Genomic DNA, 18,311 nt, shown 5'->3' on the forward strand with positions numbered 1-18,311 from the left:
GCGGGCCTTATTCGGTGGTGGGGGTGGTTTCGGCTGCGCGTGCTACGGCCCGGACGATGCGGGAGTGGGTACCGCAGCGGCAGAGCACGCGCTCCAGCGCCGCGCTGATCTCGGCCCGCGTGGGGGAAGGGTTCTCGTCCAGCAGGGCTTTGGCACAAAGGATGGCGCCGTTGAGGCAGTACCCGCACTGCGCCGCCTGCACTTCCACGAAGGCGCGCTGCAGCGGGTGGAGGCGATCGGGAGTACCGAGGGACTCCAGCGTTTCGATTTCCCGCTCCGCTGCCTGCCGGACCGTCAGGACGCAGGAAGGCTGGGCCGCGCCGTCGAGTAGTACCATGCACGCACCGCACTGCTGCACGCCACAACCGTACTTCGGTCCGTTGAGCTCCAGCGCGTTGCGCAGGAAATAGAGCAGGGGCATTTCGGGATCCAGCTGCGCCGTGTGAGATTGGCCGTTTACCCGCAACGTAATAGATTGTGACATATTTACACAACGGAGGAAGGGCAACCGGGTTTTCGCGCCGCCCCCTACCTTAGCCAGCCACCAATTCCAGTATCCCGCACCATGCCATCCGTAGAAAAGACCCCCTGGGGCGACGCCCCCGAAGGCCCCGTCTCCCGTTTTACCCTCACCAATACGGCGGGGGATACCGTCAGTATCCTCAACTACGGAGGCATCGTACAGTCGATCGTCGTCGGGGGAAAAGAAATGGTTCTGGGTTGCGACGAGCTGGCCGGCTACCTCGCCCCCAACCCCGGCTACGGGGCCATCATCGGCCGGTACGCCAACCGGATAGCGGACGCCCGCTTTACCCTGCAGGGGGTTTCCTACTCCCTGGTACCAAACGAGAATGGCAACCAGCTGCACGGGGGGCCGGAGGGCTTCGCGGGCAAATTATGGTCGCCCGAGCCCTTTACCGAGGACGCCGCCGCGGGAGTACACCTCCACCTCCGGAGCCCCGACGGGGATATGGGCTACCCCGGCACCCTCGACGTGATGGTAACCTATACCTGGAACGATGCGTCGGAGCTACGCATCGACTACCGGGCCACTTCCGACAAGGATACCGTGCTTAACCTGACCAACCATACCTACTTCAACCTGGGCGACGAGCCTACCGTACTCGGACATTTGCTCCGGATCGATGCCGATCGCTTCACGCCGGTTGATGCCCAGGGGATTCCCACGGGCGAGTTGTTGCCGGTGGCGGACACGCCCTTCGACTTCCGTACCGCCAAGCGGATCGGGCGCGACATCGATGCCAAGCATCCACAGGTGCGCGGTGCCAATGGGTTCGACCACAATTTCGCGGTGACAAATTACGACGGCACCCTGCGCGAGGTGGCCCTCGTGACCGAGCCCGACTCCGGGCGCCGGCTGCGGACACTCACGACCGAGCCGGGCGTACAACTGTTCACTACCACCTTCCCCACCGGCAAGTACCGGATGCGCGGCGACGCACCCACCCCCACCTACGGCGGCATCTGTCTGGAAACCCAGCACTTCCCCGATGCGCCCAATCAGGACAACTTCACGACACCGGTGCTGAAAGTCGGCGAAACCTTCAACTCAACGACGATCTACCGCTTTGAATAGGCAATAGCTACTACCTATGACCCGCGAGCTCAAACACGTCGTCGTATACGGAGCCTTCGGTCTCCTGCTGGGCGCCAAGATCGTTGAGGTGCTGCTCACCCGTACCGACACCGGCATCATGGACTGGTGGCTGCTGCTCGTCGGGCTCGGCGCGGCGATCGTGCATTACCTACCCACTTCCGAAAAACAGACCCCCGCCGCGGATGATCCTCGCCAAGCAGCCCCCGAGCCCGACGCGGAAGAGCCAGAGACCCTCGTGCTCCGTGATTATCCCGACCTGGAACGAGGCGGCTACCCTGGCCACCACCCTGCGGCACCTGACGGCAACCGCCGTTCCTGACGCCGACCTGGAACTCATCGTGGCCGACGGGGGAAGTAGCGACGAAACCCGCGACATCGCGCGCCGCTGCGGCGCCAAGGTAATCCCCTGCACCCGCGGCCGCGCCCCCCAGATGAACGCGGGCGCACGCGCGGCCCGCGGCGAATTCCTGTATTTCCTCCACGCCGACACGCTGCCGCCCGCGGACTGGTACGCGCGGCTTACCGCCGATCCCCACGGGCTACCGGCCTGCTTCCGCCTGCGGTTTGGGGGGCAGGAACGGCTACCCTGGCTGCGGGTGTACAGCTACTTTACACGCTTCGATATCGATGCCTTCCGCTTCGGTGATCAGTCGCTGTGGGTACGCCGCGCGGATTTCCGGGCCGTCGGGGGTTACCCCGATGACTGGCAGCTGCTCGAAGACAACTACCTCGTACGCCGACTCCGGCGCCACCGGGGCGGCTTCCGCATCGTGGCGGCCAGCGTGACCACCAGCCCGCGCAAGTATCTGCGGCACGGTTTCGTGTACACCCAGCTTGTGTATACCCTGCTGTATACCCTTTACCGCCTCGGGGCGGGGCAGCCGCGACTGGCGCGGCTGTACCGGCGGTTACTCCAGTAGCTCCAGCAATCCGCGCAGCGGCACGGCGGCCTGCTGGTGACGGTAGTTGAGGTCGTAGCGAAGCTCCTGCAGGGCTTTCTCGATGCGGAAGGTATCCAGCAGCACCTCCAGGTCGCGCTCGTCGGCGGGCAGCAGACGGGTACCCTCGGTGGCCTTGCGATAGGCGGTGAGGTATTCCGCGCAGAGGTAATGGTTGGCGGTACGGAGCCACTCGGCCAGTTCCTGGCGGTTGTCGGCGCGCAGGCCGGCGTAGTCTTCCTCGTACACCAGTCCGGCGGCGTAGGCGATACTCCGCATCATATTCGCCAGGTCCTTGGCGGGACTGCGGCGGAGGCGGCGCTGGCTGTAGCTGCGGTCGGGGTCACCGTCGAAGTTCTGGATCATGAACTTGTCTTCGCTGATGATCAGCTGTTCGAGCGTGAAGTCGCCGTGGATACGAATCTTGTCCGATTCGATCTTGTGGTCGTAGATCTGCTTGAGCTTCTTGTGCAGGGCGGGTTCCTGACTCATCAGTTCTTGGGCCAGGGCGGCGGTGTCCTCATCGAGCTGGTCAATGACCTGCCGGAGGAGGTCGAAGGTGGCCCGTACGTCGCCCTTCAGGCCGGCGTACACGCTGCGTTGGTAGTGGAGGGAGAGGGGCTCGCGGCGGAACCCGGCCTCGTCTACGTCGGCAAGCACGGTATGGTAGGCGGCAGTGGCGCGGCCGAGCTCGGCCAGTTTGATCACGAAGCTGGGGCCCAGGATGTCCTGGATCGTCTGCGGCATATCCTTGTACACGACCTTGTCGGTGACGTGCACGTCTTCCGGCAACTTGGATTCCTCGTCGCCACTGCCGAGCGTGAGCCGGTTGGTAATTTTCTCGGAGAAGCGGCGCAGGTTGTTGAGCACGTACTCCCAGGCATTGCCCTCACTGTCGCGGCGCTCCTCGAAGATGGCCAGGGTAGCGTTGAGCCGCTGGGTGGGCGTGAAGTGAAGGGTACCCAGTACGGTGGGTGCCGAGCTGTAGCTGCGGCGGTTCAGCATGTGCTTCACCTCCAGGTCGGGCACGTCGTTGCCGTCGACGCGGCGGTAGTATTTGATGTTGTAGTCACGGCTCTGGAGGGTCATGTACTCGGTGCCGGAGTGGATCATGTTGGCATCCTGGTGACTGGCGGAGGCCATGCTCTCCTTGGCGAGGAAGCGGAAGTCCTTCATCTCGCCGTACTCCTGGAGGCCGCTGATGAGACCGCGGCGGTAGTCCTGGTCGTACAGGGCATCGATGAGTACTACCCGGCGGTCGCCGTTATCGATGATCGCCAGTACCTCCTCCCGGGTTTTGTAGTCGACCTCCTCGCGGAAGTTGTGGAAGGCCAGCGGCAGCTGCAGCAACTCGGGCAGGCCCTCCAGAAAGGTCACCTCGAGGAGCAGCCAGGCAAAGTGCCGCTCGGGGGTGGCCTGCATGCGGTAATCGTAGATCTTTACCTGGTCAAGCTGGTTGGCCCGGGCGCCCATCCAGGGGGCGGCCTGGAGGTAATTGGGCAGCACGCTGTGCTCCAGGGTGCGCAGGTTAGACTTGGTGAAGAAGTCCTTCAGCTGCTCCACCGCCAGGGTCGGGCGGCTGAGTTCGCGGTTGTCCACCTTGGTGGCGGAGCTGCTCTCCACCTCCAGCCAGTAGTAGCCGTGACCGGACAGCGTCACCTGGTAGAGGTCGCGGCTCACGTCGTTGAAGTAGGTGCGGCCGAAGGCCTCGCGCACCTTGCTGCCGGCGTAGTCGCTCAGGTCGAGCTTCACGGCCTGGGGGTGGCGGCTCAGGTTCACGATCACGACCACGTGCTCCTCGCCGAAGCTGCGCACGAAGGCCAGGATGCGGCCGTTGTCGGGCTTGAGCCATGTGATCTTGCCGCGGCCGAAGACCTTGAAGGACTTGCGCTTGGAGAGTAGTTTCTTGGTCCAGTTGAGCAGGCTGTTGGGGTTCTGCTGCTGCCGCCGCACGTTCACCCAGCGGTAGCTGTACTCGGTATCGCGGATTACGGGAAGGTACAGGCTGTGGGGGTTGGCCTCGCTGAAGCCGGCGTTCTCATTATTGTTCCACTGCATGGGGGTGCGTACACCGTCGCGGTCGCCCAGGTAGTAGTTATCGCCCATGCCGATCTCGTCGCCGTAGTAGAGCACGGGAGTACCGGGCAGGCTCATCAGCAGCACGTTGAGCAGCTCGATCTTGTTGCGGTCGTTATCCATCAGCGGCGCCAGGCGGCGGCGGATGCCCAGGTTGATGCGGGCGGTGCGGTCGCTGGCGTAGACGTTGTACATGAAATCGCGCTCCTCGTCGGTTACCATCTCGAGCGTCAGCTCGTCGTGGTTGCGCAGGAAGGTGGCCCACTGGCAATTCTCGGGGATCTCCGGCGTTTGGTCGAAAATGTCCGTGATCGGGTGGCGGTCCTCCATCTTGATGCTCATGTACATGCGCGGCATGAGCGGGAAGTGGTAGTTCATGTGGCACTCGTCACCGTCGCCGAAGTAGCTGGCACTCTCCTCGGGCCACATATTGGCCTCGGCCAGGAAGAGCACGTTGTCGTAGTTGGTATCGACGTGGGTGCGCAGCTTCTTCAGGAATTCGTGGGTCTCAGGCAGGTTCTCGCCGTTGGTACCCTCGCGTTCGAAGAGGTAGGGGATGGCGTCGAGGCGGAAGCCGTCGATGCCCATGCTCATCCAGTAGTCCAGGATCTTGAAGATCTCCTCCTGCACCAGCGGGCTGTCGTAGTTGAGGTCGGGCTGGTGGTGGAAGAAGCGGTGCCAGTAGTACTGCTTGGCGACGGGGTCCCACGTCCAGTTGCTGGTCTCCGTATCGGTGAAGATGATGCGTACGTCCGGCCACTTGTCGTCAGTGTCGCTCCAGACGTAGTAGTCCCGCTCGGGGCTGCCGGCCGGGGCGCGGCGGGCGCGCTGGAACCACTCGTGCTGGTCGGAGGTGTGGTTGATGACCAGCTCCGTGATCACCTGCAGGCCGCGGGCGTGGGCGGCATCGAGAAAGCGCTTGAAGTCTTCCAGGTTCCCGTAGGTGGGACTGACGTTGTAATAATCGGAGATATCGTATCCGTCGTCGCGCAACGGACTTGGGTAGAACGGCAGCGTCCAGATGGCGGTGACGCCCAGCTCTTCCAGGTAATCGAGCTTCTGCTCCAGGCCGGCAAAGTCGCCGATTCCGTCGCCATTAGCGTCAAAGAAACCTTTGATGTTCAGTTCGTAAATGATGGCATCTTTATACCATAGGGGCTCGCGGCGGTACGTCTTAGTCATAGGGTGCAATGTAGCTTTTACGGCGTAGGGTAAAAGAACGGCGCAGCCGGGAATTTGTGCGGGACTTTTTGCGGGACCGCAGGTGCAGGGGGGATTTAGCGGGCGATGATCACACTCTGGCGTGCGGCACTCCCGCCGGTCAGGCGCAGCCGCAAAAAATAGGTGCCGGGCGGCAGATCGGATACGTCCAGCCGGAACCGGGGCGCGGCACTGCGCTGGTCTCGCAGCCGGTGGCCCGCCGCGTCGAACAGCTCGATGCGCTGGAGCGCAAGGCCGTCGCGGCTCTCCACGACCAGGCACTCGGCGACGGGGTTGGGGTATACCTGCACCGTGGCCACGGGTGCCCGCGGAGCATCGATTCCCGTCGTGGTCGTGGAAAGGAAGTACAGTTGAAACGCCGCGTCAGCGGCGGGCTGCGCCAGGAAGTACAGCCCGGCGGGGGTCGCCAGGAAGTCGTAGGGCATCGATCCGCCCGCCCCGGGGTTGATGTCGGTCCGCCGCGTTACCGTGTCGGACCCGTCCAGCGCCAGGGCGTAGACTTCCGTTCCCGCCTCGCCCCGCGCCCGGAAGTAGAGGTAGTCAGCGGTGGCGTATAGCTCGGCGGGATCGCTGAATTCGGCACCGGGCCGCAGGTCCGCGACCAACGCGGTACCGGCCGCGGTACCGTCCGTCCGCCACAGTTCCGTGCCGTGCACACCATCGTTTGCCGCGAAGTAGACGTGCTCGCCCACCCGCAGGGCCTCATTTCCGACACGGACGTCCGCCAGGAGGGAGATCGTGCCGGCCGCGGCGTCCGCTACGTACCACCCGCGGTCGCGGCCACCGTCGTAGGTCGACACCAACAGCTTGTCGCCCAACTGGATCACCCGGTCCAGCTCGTCGGGGGCCGTGCCGGCGGGAAACGGGAGAACGACCGGTTCACCGGCGGCGGCCGTACCGTACAACAGGCTGGCCGCCCCGCCCCGCCGGAAATCCAGCGCGAAGTAGCCGCTGCCGTCCAGGCTCAGCAGGCGTTGCCCGCGCGGCAGATCGAAGGCGTACCGCAACTGGCCACCGGGATCGAAGGAGGTGACGGCCGTGCCGCTGAGGGTGGTTTCGGTGACGGCGAGGTAGTCGCCTAGCCGCCGGGCTTCCGGAATACCTTCCGATACGGCAAGTTCGCGCCGGGTAGCCGTTTCGCCGGATACGGTGTAATCGTAGACCGTGGATGCATCCGTTCCGGCCTCCACCAGTACGCCGGACTCCACCAGGCCAAAGCGGTCGTCGATCAGCAAGCCCTCCCCGGTTGCCGCATCCTGCAGGGGCACGAGCGCCCCGTCCCGCACTACATAAGCCCGATACTGCCCCACCGAGAAATCGTACGCCGTGAACAGGTCCACCCCGAACAGGTGGCCGGCGTATTCGGGAGACTCCAGATCACCCGGACGCGTACCCGCCAGGGGGCTCACGGTACCGCTGCCCGCTTCGTAGCGGTACAGGTCGGAGTCGGCGCCCGCGCGCAATGCGGTAAACAGGATGCTCCCATCGGGCTGGGCGCCGAGGACGGCGTAGGCACCGGTTTCCCGGAACCCGCCCCCCAGGGGACCGACGGGCCGGGCGGTAGCGGCATCGTCTTCCAGGAGCAGGGGCGTAGCGTAGCGCTGGGCGGAAGAGCCGGCGGGCGTAGTCCCCAGGTAAATGAGGTCGTCGCCACGTAGGTCGGCACTGACGTTGTAACGCCCGAAGAGACTGGCCCGGTGATTGGTGAAGGTATCGACGACGCCCGTCGCCTGCTGGTAGCGGTAGAGGCGGTTATCCCCGTCGCGGGGCGTGAGGTAGATGACGTCCTCTCCTACATGTAGCTTCATGGCCGAGGAGCCCGGCGACAACCGGAAGTAAGGATCCCGGTACCGCCCCCGGATGTCGTAGCCCAGCAGGCCCGGTCCGCCAAACAGGCTCCCACCGAAGAGCAGGGTATTGCCGATGAGCTGCACGTCGATACGTGCGCTGGGCTCCCTGGATGACGTGAGGGTGGTGAAGGCCGTGGGGGATTGGGCACGAACCTCGTGCAGCAGGTACCCGTCCGGACCACCGGCCACGTGGATGTACAGGCGGTCGGCCGTCGCCGCGAAGGAGATTTCCTCCTCGAAGTAATCTTCGAGCGAGATATCCAGCACGCCCGGCAATTCGGCAATCCGTCCCCGCTCCTCGTCGATCCGGTACACCTCGGCGCGGTCCGCACGCAGGCCGCGCCCGCCGAGGTAGAACCCACCGGCGAAGTAAGCGATGCGGCCCTCGCCTCCGAACTGGGAGTAGAGGGTAGCCCGGTCAAGCTCCTCCCCCGGCGCAACGGCGACCTCGGTCAGGCTGCCGTCCGGCCGGTACAGGTAGTAGGTGCGGAAAGCGGCCACCGGCTGGTCCGGGGCCTGGGCGCCCAGGAGCAACGCCCCGCCGCCGGCGGTCAGGGTGACCGGATTTTCCCCCAGCGTACCGTCGTTCAGTACGGCTAGTTCTTCCACGCGCTCGGTGCCGGCGGGCGTCCCGTCGGTCGTCCACAGCTCGGTGTAGTAGGACGTGAGTTCCCCGCTGCCGTCCAGGCCGTAGGGCCGTCCCCGGACCAGGAAATAGTACGCCCCGTCGAACGCGACAAGCTCGGTCAGGGGTGTACCCGCGAGTTCCGTTAGCTGGACGACACGCGTACCGTCAATACGGTAAATTTCGTAGCCCGTCGAGAAGCTGTAGGAAGTGGCAAACAACTGGCCGTCGAGGGTCTGAAAGGCGCCGGAGTAGCGCGACGGGATGTAGCCGCCGGTGAACTCGCTGTCGTCGGCCAGGGGTACCAATGCACCACTCTCGGTATCCAGCAGGGCAAACCGGCCCACCCCTTCCGCACCGTCGGATCGGTTGGCGGTATAAACCAGGTTATTGTGTACGAAGACCTGCTGGACATAGCTGTCGGCGACCAACTGTTCACCGAAGTCGGTCAGTCGCTCGGCGGACTGCGCCGTGAGGCGGGGGGCATAACAGAGGACAAGGCTCAGCAAGCCGAGGGTCGGTAAGTATTTCACGAGAGGTAGTTGAAAAGCTTATGGGCCGTTGGCAAAGAACGATAAAGATAGGAACGGCCCCGGGATCAGCCTAATTGCCACGCAGGTAAGCGGTTAGGTAGTTATAGTGCTGGCGTAGGTACCTTGTCCGGATACCTTTCCTATATGGACTCGTTTTCCCTCATCCTCACCGGATCCAGTGGTATGGTCGGCCGGGCCGTACTGCTGGAGTGCCTCGCCCACCCCGCGGTCACCCGCGTACTGCTCGTCAACCGCCACCCCGTCGACCTGCGGCACCCGAAACTCTCCGAGGTTCTCCACGCCGATTTCTCCGACGTGGAGCCCATCCGCGACCGCCTCGCGGGCTACGACGCCTGCTTTTTCTGCGCGGGCGTATCCTCCGTCGGTAAGGATGAGGCGGAATATACCCGCCTGACTTACGACCTGGTCACCGGCTTCGCGCGCACCCTCCGGGCCGTGAACCCGGAGCTGGTATTCACCTACGTCTCGGGCATGGGTACCGATGCCGGCGGCCGGCAAATGTGGGCCCGGGTAAAGGGCCGGACGGAGGAGGCCCTGCTCGGGATGGGATTTCGGGACGCCTATATGTTCCGCCTCGGGCTTATGCTCCCCGAGCGCAAACTGCCCATGCAGACAAAGTGGGTCGGGGCTCTGTACGGCCTGCTGCGCCCGGTTTTTCCCCTGCTTCGCCGGTTCAGCTGGTCGGTGTCGGACCGACAGCTCGGGCGCGCCATGATCAATTGCGTGCAGCACCCCCGACCCCGGAAGGTGCTGGAAAGCGCCGACATCGGCCGCCTCGGAGACGGGGCGTGATCCGCCGACCGGAAAAAAATTTCACCCGACCAAATCCGAAAAAAATTCGGCCGCCCCGCGGAAGTACACCGCTCAGAGCACACCTCATCCATGGGACCCGAAGAACCTTTCGCACGAAGAGCATCCGGCGAATACAGATAGTTTTGTACAAACGTTTTAGTTCGGTAATTACAGAACTAAATGGGAAGTGCGTTCGTTTTCATTCCTCATCCAGCACGAATTATGTCCTTCCTTTCCCCCTCTACCACGTACGCACCACGCCCGGCGGGAGTATCGCTCCTCCGTCTTGCGCTGCTGCTGGGTGTCCTTTTCCTGTCCACGATCGCCCGCGCTCAGTCGCCCCTTCGCGTTGCGCTTCTGTCGGACGCCTCCACCCCCGCCGGGGCCAGTCTCGACAGCCTGATCAGCGAGGAGCTGCGGACCCTGTTGGGTACCCGCTTCGACCTGTCCATCGAGTCCCGCTCCTTCGGTACGGCGGGCGACTCCGCGATCACCCGGGCGTACCGCGAAGCCGACGTCGTGATCGGCACCGGCATCGCCAGCAGCCAGGCACTGCTCGATCGCGGCGATTACCCCAAGCCCACCATTGCCGCGATCGTCGTGGACCCCACTGCGCCCCGGGACTCGGTCGGCAGCGGGGTACCCAACCTGACGTACGTGCGTTCGCCCTTCAACATTGAGCGCGACCTCGACACCCTGGCCCGGCTCCGCGACTACGGACAACTGACCGTGGTAACCACCGAAAACTTTCGCGAGCCGCTGTCCCGCCAGCTGGCCGGCTACCGGGGCGCCGAGGTGACCGTGATCGCCGCCCGGCCGACCGCGGCGGCTACGGAGGCGCTCATACCCGCCGGCACCGAAGCGGTCTACTTCACCCCCGTCACCGACGTGCTGCCCCACGACCAGGCCGCCGAACTGCTGCAGGCGCTCAACGACGGCGGGGTGGCCACGATGAGCCTGCTCGACTATCCCCTGCTTGAGCTCGGGGTACTGGCAGCCTACTCCTCCGAGGAGAACCTCAGCCGCCTGCCACGCCGCGTGGCCCTCGACGTGCTGCGGATTACCGACGGGATCGATCCCGCCACCTTCTCCACCGGGATTGAAGACTACAACCAGAGCCTCATCATTAACATGGCCGCCGCGCGCGCCTCGGGCATTTACCCCTCCTTCGAACTGATGCGCCGCTCAGTCCTGCTCAACCCCGTGGCCGTCGAGTCCGGTCCCGTCCTCACCCTGGAGGGCGCTATCGTCGAAGGACTGGCCCGCAACCTGGGCTACCGCATCGACGAGTACGAGGTGGCGCTCGCCCGTACCGACGTGGACGTGGCGCAGGCCGACCTCCTGCCGCAGGTGGGCCTGGGTACGTCACTGACCATGCTCGACCCACAAACGACGGCTTCGAGTTTCGGTCTGCAGGGCCGGTACAACTGGACGGGAGCGGCGACCCTCAGCCAGGTCATCCTTTCCGAGCCGGTCTTCGCCAACGTGGCCATCCAGCGGCTGCTGGCCGAGGGGCAGGAAGCGGCCCTGGAGGCCAGCCAGCTCGACGTCGTGCTTGACGTGAGCACCGCCTACCTCAACGTGCTGCAGAGCAAGGAATTTCTACGCCTCCAGAACGAGAACCTCAACATGACGCGCGCCAACTACGACCTGGCGGTCAACCAGCGGGAACTGGGCGCGGCGGCCGCCACCGACGTCTACCGCTGGGAAAGCGAGCTTTCCCTGGGCTCCATCAACGTCAACGACGCCGAAGCCCAGCTGGCCCAGGCGCGCTACCAGCTCAACCAGTTACTCGACCACGACATCAACGCAGATTTCCGCCTGCCGCCCTTTACCGGCCAGGACTCCCTGCTCGGGGTGATCGGCCAGACCCTGTTGCCGGTGCTCAATACACCCCGCGACATCGAGCGGCTCGCCGACTTCCTGGCCGACGAGGCCCGGCGCAACCTGCCCAGCCTGCGGCAGCTCGACCTGGCCATCGCCGCCCAGGAGCGGCAGACTAAGGCCCGCCGGCGGGCCTACTATATGCCCCAGATCGCCGTCGACGGGCAGTTCGGCTACCGCATCGGCAACTACGCCACCACGGCACTGCCCCCCGAGTTCAACTTCGACTTCGCGGCGGCCGACCGGCCCCGGGGTACCTACACCGTCGCAGTGGGTGCCAATATCCCCATCTTTCAGGGGGGGCTGCGACGCGCCCAGCTCGAACAGGCTAAACTGACGGCCCTGCAGACCACCGCCCAGCGGGAGAATACGGAGAACCAGCTCGTACAGCGGCTGTACTCCAGTGTCGAGACCCTCGTAGCCAGTTACCGCAACCTGCGCCTGGCGCGGGAAGCGGCCACTACTTCGGAGCGCAACTTTGCCATTATCGAAGATCTCTACCGCAGCGGCGCGGCCAACGTGACCTCACTGATCGACGCCCAGAACGTGGTACTGCAGTCGCGCGTCAACGCCACCAATCTCGGCTACCAGTTCGTAGCCGACTTCCTCACCGTCCAACGGGCCACCGGCAGCTACCAGTTCCTGGCCGAGCCCGGCGAGCAGACCGAATTTCTCCAACGCTTCCTCTCCTTCCGCAACGACCAATAGCCGTGCCCCTTCTACCCTACTCCACCCCGAATCGCACTCCGATGAAAAACCTCCTTTACTTCAGCCTCCTGTTGCTGCTCGCCGCCTGTGGCGGAGCGGAAGAAAAAGCGCCCGTGGAAACGCCCGTCCGGGCGGTACGGGCCGACCGCGTCACCCTCGACGACGGCACCAGCAGCCAGGTCTTCAACGGCGTGGCCGAGGCGGCCGGTCGTACGCCCCTGTCGTTCCGCGTGGCCGGTACCGTCCGCGCCCTGCCGGTCGACCTGGGCCAGCGTGTGCAACGCGGCCAGCTGATCGCCACCCTCGACCCCGCCGACCTGCAGGTACAGCAGTCCCAGGCCAACGCCCAGCGGCAGGCCAGCCAGGCCCAGCTGGAAAGCGCCGAAACCCAGCTCATCGCCGCCCGCGCGGCCTACGAGCGTACCTCCCGCCTCTACGAGAACAACAGCGTCTCGCTGAGCCAATTCGAGCAGGTGCGCAGCGAATTCCAGAGCGCCCGGGCCCAGGTGGAAGCCGCCCGCAGCCAGCTCGAAGCCAGCGGTGCCCAGGCCCGGGCCGCCGGCAACCAGGTAGCCTACACCCGCCTGACCGCCCCCTTCTCCGGCGTGATCACCGAAAAGCACGTCGAGGAAAACGAATTCGCCGGCTCCGGCCAGTCCATCGTCACCCTCAGTACCGAGGAAAATCCCGAAGTGGAAGTGAGCGTCCCCGAAGACTTCGTAGGACGCCTCGCCTCCGGCCAGCGGGTGGAGATCTCCTTCTCCTCCATCCCCGGCCGTGACTTCACCGGTACCATCTCCGAAGTGGCCTACGCCGCCGCCGGCTCCCCCAGCTACCCCGTCACCATTACCGTGAACGACGAGACCGAGGCCATCCGGCCGGGCATGGCCGCCACGGTCCGCTTCGCGTTCGGCGAGCAGGCCGGCGGCGACAGCCTCATCGTGGCCCCCACCGCCTCCGTATCCGAAGGCCCCGACGGCCGCTACGTCTTCCGGCTTGAAGCCGGTGACCGCGCCGACCAGTACGTGGCGCGCCGCGTGCCCGTCACGGTGGGCGACTACACCACTTCCGGTTTCATCGTCCGCAACGGCCTGCGCCCCGGCGACCTGGTGGCCACGGCCGGCCTCAAGCAGCTGATCGACGGCATGCCGGTCCGCCTCCTGACCCAGTAATCCTTACCCGACCAACTCCCCCAAGATGAATATCTCCAAACTAGCCATCGAAAACAACCGGGTAACGATCCTGGTGGTCCTCATGGTGGCCGTCCTCGGCCTGGTGGGCTACAACAGCCTGAGCCGCAACGCCATGCCACGCTTCACGATCCGCGTGGCCTCGGTCGTGTCTTCCTTCCCCGGCGCCAGTCCCGAGCGCATCGAGGAACTCATCACCGAGCGTATCGAACGCGTCGCCCAGGAGCTGCCCGAGGTGAAGGAGATCACCAGCGAAAGCCGCACCGGCCTCAGCATCGTCAACGTGGAGCTCGACCCCAGCGTCCGCGCGGAAAACATGCAGCCCGTCTGGGATCGCCTGCGCCGCAAGATCGACGTGATCCGGCCCGAATTGCCCGAGGGCCTGCGCAGCATCGAGGTGAAGGACGAGGACATCGGGGTGGAGTACGGTATTCAAGTCGGCCTCACCGGCCCGGGCTACTCCCTCAGCGAGCTCGAGGACGCCGCCGAGGATATCCGCGACAACCTGGTCACCCTGCCCGACGCCGCCGAGGTGGAAATCACCGGTATGCGGCAGGAGCAAATCTTCGTAGAGTTCGACAACGCCCGCCTGGCCCGCTACGGGCTGTCTGCCAATCAGCTGCAGCAGACCATCTCCGCCACCAACATCGTCTTCGCCGGCGGCGACGTCATGCTCGGCGACCAGCGGATCGTGCTCGAGCCAAGCGGCAACTTCGAAAGCCTCGACGACCTCGCCAACACCGTCGTCAACCTCGGCAACGAGCAGACCGCCAAGCTGGGTGAGATCGCCACGATCTCCCGCGGCTACGCCACCCCGGCCGAGCGCCTCGTGCGCCTGGGCGGCGAGCAGGGACTGGTGGTGGCCGTGGCCGTCCGCGAGGGCGCCAACCTGGTGGAGCTGGGCGAGGACATCAACCGCCGCCTGGAGGTCTTCAATCAGACGCTGCCCGTCGGCATGGAAGCCCGGCGGATCGCCAGCCAGGATACCTTCGTCCAGGCCAGCGTCACCAACTTCGTCTCCAACGTAGTACAGTCCGTAGCCATCGTACTGGCCGTCATGTTCCTCTTCCTGGGCTGGCGTACCGGCCTGGTAGTGGCCAGCCTCATCCCCCTGGCCATCGTGATGACGCTAATGCTGATGAACGTCTTCGACGTCGGCCTCAACAAGGTGACCCTGGCCGCCCTCATCATGGCCCTCGGTATGCTGGTCGACAACGCCATCGTGATCTCCGAGTCGATGATGGTGGGCATGGAAGACGGGCTTTCCCCCAGGAAGGCCGCCTACCAGGCGACCTCCGAGCTCGCCATCCCCCTGCTGATCTCCTCGCTGACGACCTCGGCGGCCTTCCTGGCCTTCTTCCTGGCCGAGAATACCATGGGCGAGATCATGGGCAACCTCTTCATCGTCATCTCCTTCGCGCTAATCAGCAGCTGGATCCTGGCCATGACGGTGGTCACCATGCTCGGCGTGGCCCTCATCCGGGTCAAGCAACGGGGCGGGGACGCAGGTGCAGTGGACGATCCCGAGGCTGCAACCGCTCCCGAAGCGGAAGCCGCCCCCGAGAAACGCAACATCTTCGAGCGCCTCAACGCACACTACGGCGGCCTGATCTACTGGTCGCTGAAGCACCCCTGGACCGTACTGGTTTCCGTGGTCGTGCTGTTCTTCTTCAGCCTGTCGCTCTTCGGCCGGCTGCCGTTCATCTTCTTCCCCGACAGCGACCGCAACCTCATCACCATGAATATCGAGCTGCCGCAGGGCACCGACATTCAGCGGACCACCGAGGTGGTCGAGGGCATGGAAGCCTACATCAACGCCGAGCTGCTGACGGACGACCCGGAGGCCAACGGTATCGCCAGCTACACCAGCTTCGTGGGCGAGGGCCCCAAGAGCTACGACCTCGGCTACCAGCCCGGGGAGGCCAACAGCGGCTACGCCCACGTACTGCTGAATACCACCCGCTTCGAGGCCAACAACCTGATGATCGAGCGGCTGGAGAACTACGGCCGGGAGCAGTTTCCCGACGCCGACATCAGCGTCAGCCCGCTCTCCGGCGGCGGCGGAGCCGCCGCCGACGTGGAGGTACGCATCAGCGGCCCGAGCGCCGACGAGCTCTTCCGCATCAGCGACAACGTGAAGGCAGAACTCTACCAGATCCCGATCGCCACGAACATCACCGACGACTGGGGCCCGAAAAGCAAAAAGGTGGTCGTAAACATCGACCCCGATAAGGCCAGCGCCGCCGGCGTGACCAATCAGGACATCGCCGTCTCCCTGCGGACCAACGTCAGCGGCTACACCGCCGGCAGCTACCGCGAGGGCGACGAGTCCATCCCCATCGTCATGCGCGGCCGCGGCGCCGAAAACTACCAGGTCGAGGACCTGGAGGGCCTGAACGTATTTGCCCAGGGTAGCGGTAAGAACGTCCCGCTGGCCCAGGTCGCCGACGTCGACGTCGACTGGCAGTACGCCAAGATCAACCACCACGACCTCGTCCGCACGCTGGCCGTACGGGCCGACGCCGTCCTGGGTTATACGGCCACCGACGTGACCCGTCAGCTGACGCCGCGCCTGGACTCCCTATCGGCGCAGTGGCCCGCCGGCTACACCTACGAGCTCGGAGGCGAATCGGAACGCAGCCGCGAGGCCATGGGTGCCGTGGCCGCCAAGCTGCCCCTCGCGGGATTCATCATCGTACTGCTGCTGATGCTGCAGTTCAACAGCTTCCGCAAAACGGGTATCGTACTGGCGACCATCCCCCTCGGCATCATCGGCGTTATCCTGGGGCTGCTGCTCTTCCAAAGCTACTTCGGCTTCATGGGCTTCCTGGGCGTCATCTCCCTGGCCGGCATCCTGATTAACAACGCGATCGTGCTCATCGACCGCATCGAGATCGAGGAGCGGGCCGGCAAGACGGAGTTCCGCGCCATCGTCGACGCCTGCCAGCAGCGCTTCCGCCCGATTCTGCTCACGACCTTCACCACGGCCCTGGGCCTCATCCCGCTCTACCTGGGCGGCGGACTGATCTGGGAGCCGATGGCCATCGCCATTATGGTCGGCCTGCTGTTCGGTACGGTGATCACGCTGATCTTCGTCCCCGTTACCTACAAGCTGCTGTTCGGCATCCGCGAACGCCGCCGGCCCGAACCGGAAGCGGATTTCGTCTGACCCCATCCACCCCGCACCCGCGGCCCCGCCGCTATCTTTACGCCCAATCCGCACGTCATGCAGAATTCCTCTCCCGAAAGCCCCGCTAACACCCCCATTCCCGACATCAAACGGCGGGTGGAGGAGATCGGTGTTTTTTTCGAGCAGACCTCGCTGACGCCCACGGAGGCCCGGGTCTTCGCCCTGCTGCTGCTGGCCGACCCGCCCGAGATGGAGTTTTTCGCCATCCAGGAGTTTCTGCAGGCCAGCAAGAGCACCATCAGCAATGCTATCCGGCGGCTGATGGACGAGGGGCGTATCGACTACATCACCAAACCCGGCGACCGCAAGCGGTACTTCCGCGTCAGCGGCGAGAAGTGGCTGGGACAGATGCGGGAAGGGCTCGCCAAGCTGGGCCCCTTCATCCGCACCATGAATAAGGTGATCGAACTGCGGCAGGGCACCGGCAGCTCGGAATTCAACCAGGAACTGGAGGAGATCAAGGACTACTTCCTTTTTCTGAAGGAAGAGTTGCCCATCCTTCAGGAAAAGTGGGACGAACGCAAGCGGGCACAGCAGGCGGAATGAGGCCGTGGCGCCTCACACCGGCAAGCTGCGGGGGCGCACGCCGATGACCGGCAGGCTTTTCCGTTTGCCGGTCAGCTCAACCGGGGGATACGCGTGAAGGATATAGTCGGGCCCGAGATCGAGACGTTCCGCGAGGGCCGGGGAGATCAGCAGCTGCTCGTCCAGCTCGTTACACTTGCTCTGGATGCGGGCCGTGGTATTGAGCACGTCGCCGTGGTAGGCCAGCTCACGCTTGACCAGCCCGACCTCCGCGACGGTGGTGCGGCCGATATGGGCGGCGGCCTTGAAAACGGGGTGCAGCCCGTAGGCCCGCTGGTAGTGCCCCGACCGGCGCGCCAGGATACGCCCGAACTCGAAAAAGGCCGCTATACAGTTGTTATCGCGTAGCCCGGGATCCGGTTTCCAGCACAGGATGACCTCGTCGCCGACGTACTGGTAGATTTCCGCCCGGTGGTGGAGGACGGCATCGGTCACGTCGGCAAAGCAATCCTGGATCAGCTGCGAAAAGGCCAGGTGGCCCAGCCGTTCGGCAATGGGCGTGCTGTCGCGCATATCGATGAACAGGAAGATGCGCTCCTCCTCCCGCGGCCGGTGGTATTTCCCGAGCAACATGTTGGACAGGATACCCGGCCCCAGCTTCTGGACCATCCGCTCGAAGAGCGTTATGATGATGCTTACCACGGTGAAGTACAGCAGGACCAGCAGCATCAACTTACTCGTGAGTATCCTCAGGAAGGTGACCCCGTCCCGAACCTCCCCGTTGATGCGCGGGTAGAGGTAGGTGGCTACGGCGATGAGCAGCACCACGAGCAGGAGATTCAGCACCGACTTCAGTGCCAGCCACGGCATGAACCGCAGGCGCCGGAACTCCTTGCGATTCAGTAGCAGTTCGATCAGGAAGTAGCCGGTGCCGACCACGACGCCCAGCGAAAAGTCGAGCCAGGGCTCGATGAGCGCCTCCGGATCAAAATTCGGCCGCTCGGGCCAGCCGTAGTGGCGGATGATACCGAAGAGAAAGATCGCCGTCCACCAGGTGACAATCAGCTGCAACCAATAGACGACCTTGTTTCTGCTCATCATTGCCATGTACATACAAGGTAGTCTTTCCCCGGCGGCGCG

Annotated in this window: 12 protein-coding genes; 8 read left to right on the plus strand and 4 right to left on the minus strand. The window is 64.6% G+C overall.

Going from position 1 to position 18,311, the window contains the following annotated elements:
* Nucleotides 1-7: 7 nt before the first annotated feature.
* Nucleotides 8-484, minus strand: coding sequence for a (2Fe-2S)-binding protein (locus DQG19_RS06560; protein ID WP_116125442.1), 477 nt, complete (start codon nucleotides 482-484; stop codon nucleotides 8-10).
* Nucleotides 485-565: 81 nt separating this feature from the next.
* Here DQG19_RS06560 and DQG19_RS06565 point away from each other — a divergent pair, with 81 nt between their 5' ends.
* Genes DQG19_RS06565 through DQG19_RS06570 form a run of 3 tightly spaced genes read left to right on the plus strand, consistent with a single transcriptional unit; the run spans nucleotide 566 to nucleotide 2,538 of the window.
* Nucleotides 566-1,597, plus strand: coding sequence for an aldose epimerase family protein (locus tag DQG19_RS06565; protein WP_116125443.1), 1,032 nt, complete (start codon nucleotides 566-568; stop codon nucleotides 1,595-1,597).
* Nucleotides 1,598-1,613: 16 nt separating this feature from the next.
* Nucleotides 1,614-1,937 (plus strand): hypothetical protein, encoded by a 324-nt coding sequence (locus tag DQG19_RS21175; RefSeq protein WP_198661672.1) that lies wholly within the window; start codon nucleotides 1,614-1,616, stop codon nucleotides 1,935-1,937.
* Nucleotides 1,861-2,538, plus strand: coding sequence for a TIGR04283 family arsenosugar biosynthesis glycosyltransferase (locus tag DQG19_RS06570; protein WP_198661673.1), 678 nt, complete (start codon nucleotides 1,861-1,863; stop codon nucleotides 2,536-2,538). Before DQG19_RS21175 ends, DQG19_RS06570 begins: the two co-directional genes overlap by 77 nt.
* Here DQG19_RS06570 and treS read toward each other — a convergent pair.
* Nucleotides 2,527-5,814: a maltose alpha-D-glucosyltransferase gene (gene treS, locus DQG19_RS06575; RefSeq protein WP_116125445.1), complete on the minus strand. Its 3,288-nt coding sequence runs from the start codon at nucleotides 5,812-5,814 to the stop codon at nucleotides 2,527-2,529. The two genes, DQG19_RS06570 and treS, sit on opposite strands and share 12 nt — an antisense overlap.
* A 95-nt stretch (nucleotides 5,815-5,909) precedes the next feature.
* On the minus strand, nucleotides 5,910-8,861 hold the full coding sequence (locus DQG19_RS06580) for an ELWxxDGT repeat protein (RefSeq protein ID WP_116125446.1): 2,952 nt from the start codon (nucleotides 8,859-8,861) through the stop codon (nucleotides 5,910-5,912).
* A 144-nt stretch (nucleotides 8,862-9,005) separates the two neighbouring features.
* Here DQG19_RS06580 and DQG19_RS06585 point away from each other — a divergent pair, with 144 nt between their 5' ends.
* The 5 genes from DQG19_RS06585 to DQG19_RS06605 all read left to right on the plus strand — a co-directional run bounded on the left by DQG19_RS06585 (nucleotide 9,006) and on the right by DQG19_RS06605 (nucleotide 17,192).
* On the plus strand, nucleotides 9,006-9,674 hold the full coding sequence (locus DQG19_RS06585) for an NAD-dependent epimerase/dehydratase family protein (protein ID WP_116125447.1): 669 nt from the start codon (nucleotides 9,006-9,008) through the stop codon (nucleotides 9,672-9,674).
* A 222-nt stretch (nucleotides 9,675-9,896) separates the two neighbouring features.
* Nucleotides 9,897-12,266: a TolC family protein gene (locus DQG19_RS06590; RefSeq protein WP_198661674.1), complete on the plus strand. Its 2,370-nt coding sequence runs from the start codon at nucleotides 9,897-9,899 to the stop codon at nucleotides 12,264-12,266.
* A gap of 41 nt (nucleotides 12,267-12,307) precedes the next feature.
* A complete protein-coding gene (locus DQG19_RS06595) occupies nucleotides 12,308-13,438 on the plus strand; it encodes an efflux RND transporter periplasmic adaptor subunit (RefSeq protein WP_116125449.1) in 1,131 nt (376 codons plus the stop codon).
* A gap of 25 nt (nucleotides 13,439-13,463) precedes the next feature.
* Nucleotides 13,464-16,625, plus strand: a complete 3,162-nt coding sequence (locus DQG19_RS06600; protein ID WP_116125450.1) for an efflux RND transporter permease subunit — start codon at nucleotides 13,464-13,466, stop codon at nucleotides 16,623-16,625.
* Between the two features lie 57 nt (nucleotides 16,626-16,682).
* Complete coding sequence (locus DQG19_RS06605) at nucleotides 16,683-17,192, plus strand: GbsR/MarR family transcriptional regulator (RefSeq protein WP_116125451.1); 510 nt, start codon at nucleotides 16,683-16,685, stop codon at nucleotides 17,190-17,192.
* 12 nt (nucleotides 17,193-17,204) lie between these two features.
* Here the strand turns inward: DQG19_RS06605 and DQG19_RS06610 are convergent, their stop codons facing one another.
* Complete coding sequence (locus DQG19_RS06610; RefSeq protein ID WP_157974363.1) at nucleotides 17,205-18,272, minus strand: adenylate/guanylate cyclase domain-containing protein; 1,068 nt, start codon at nucleotides 18,270-18,272, stop codon at nucleotides 17,205-17,207.
* Nucleotides 18,273-18,311 lie beyond the last annotated feature (39 nt).

The sequence above is a fragment of the Lewinella sp. IMCC34183 genome (assembly GCF_003390915.1).
Lineage (GTDB): Bacteria > Bacteroidota > Bacteroidia > Chitinophagales > Saprospiraceae > Neolewinella.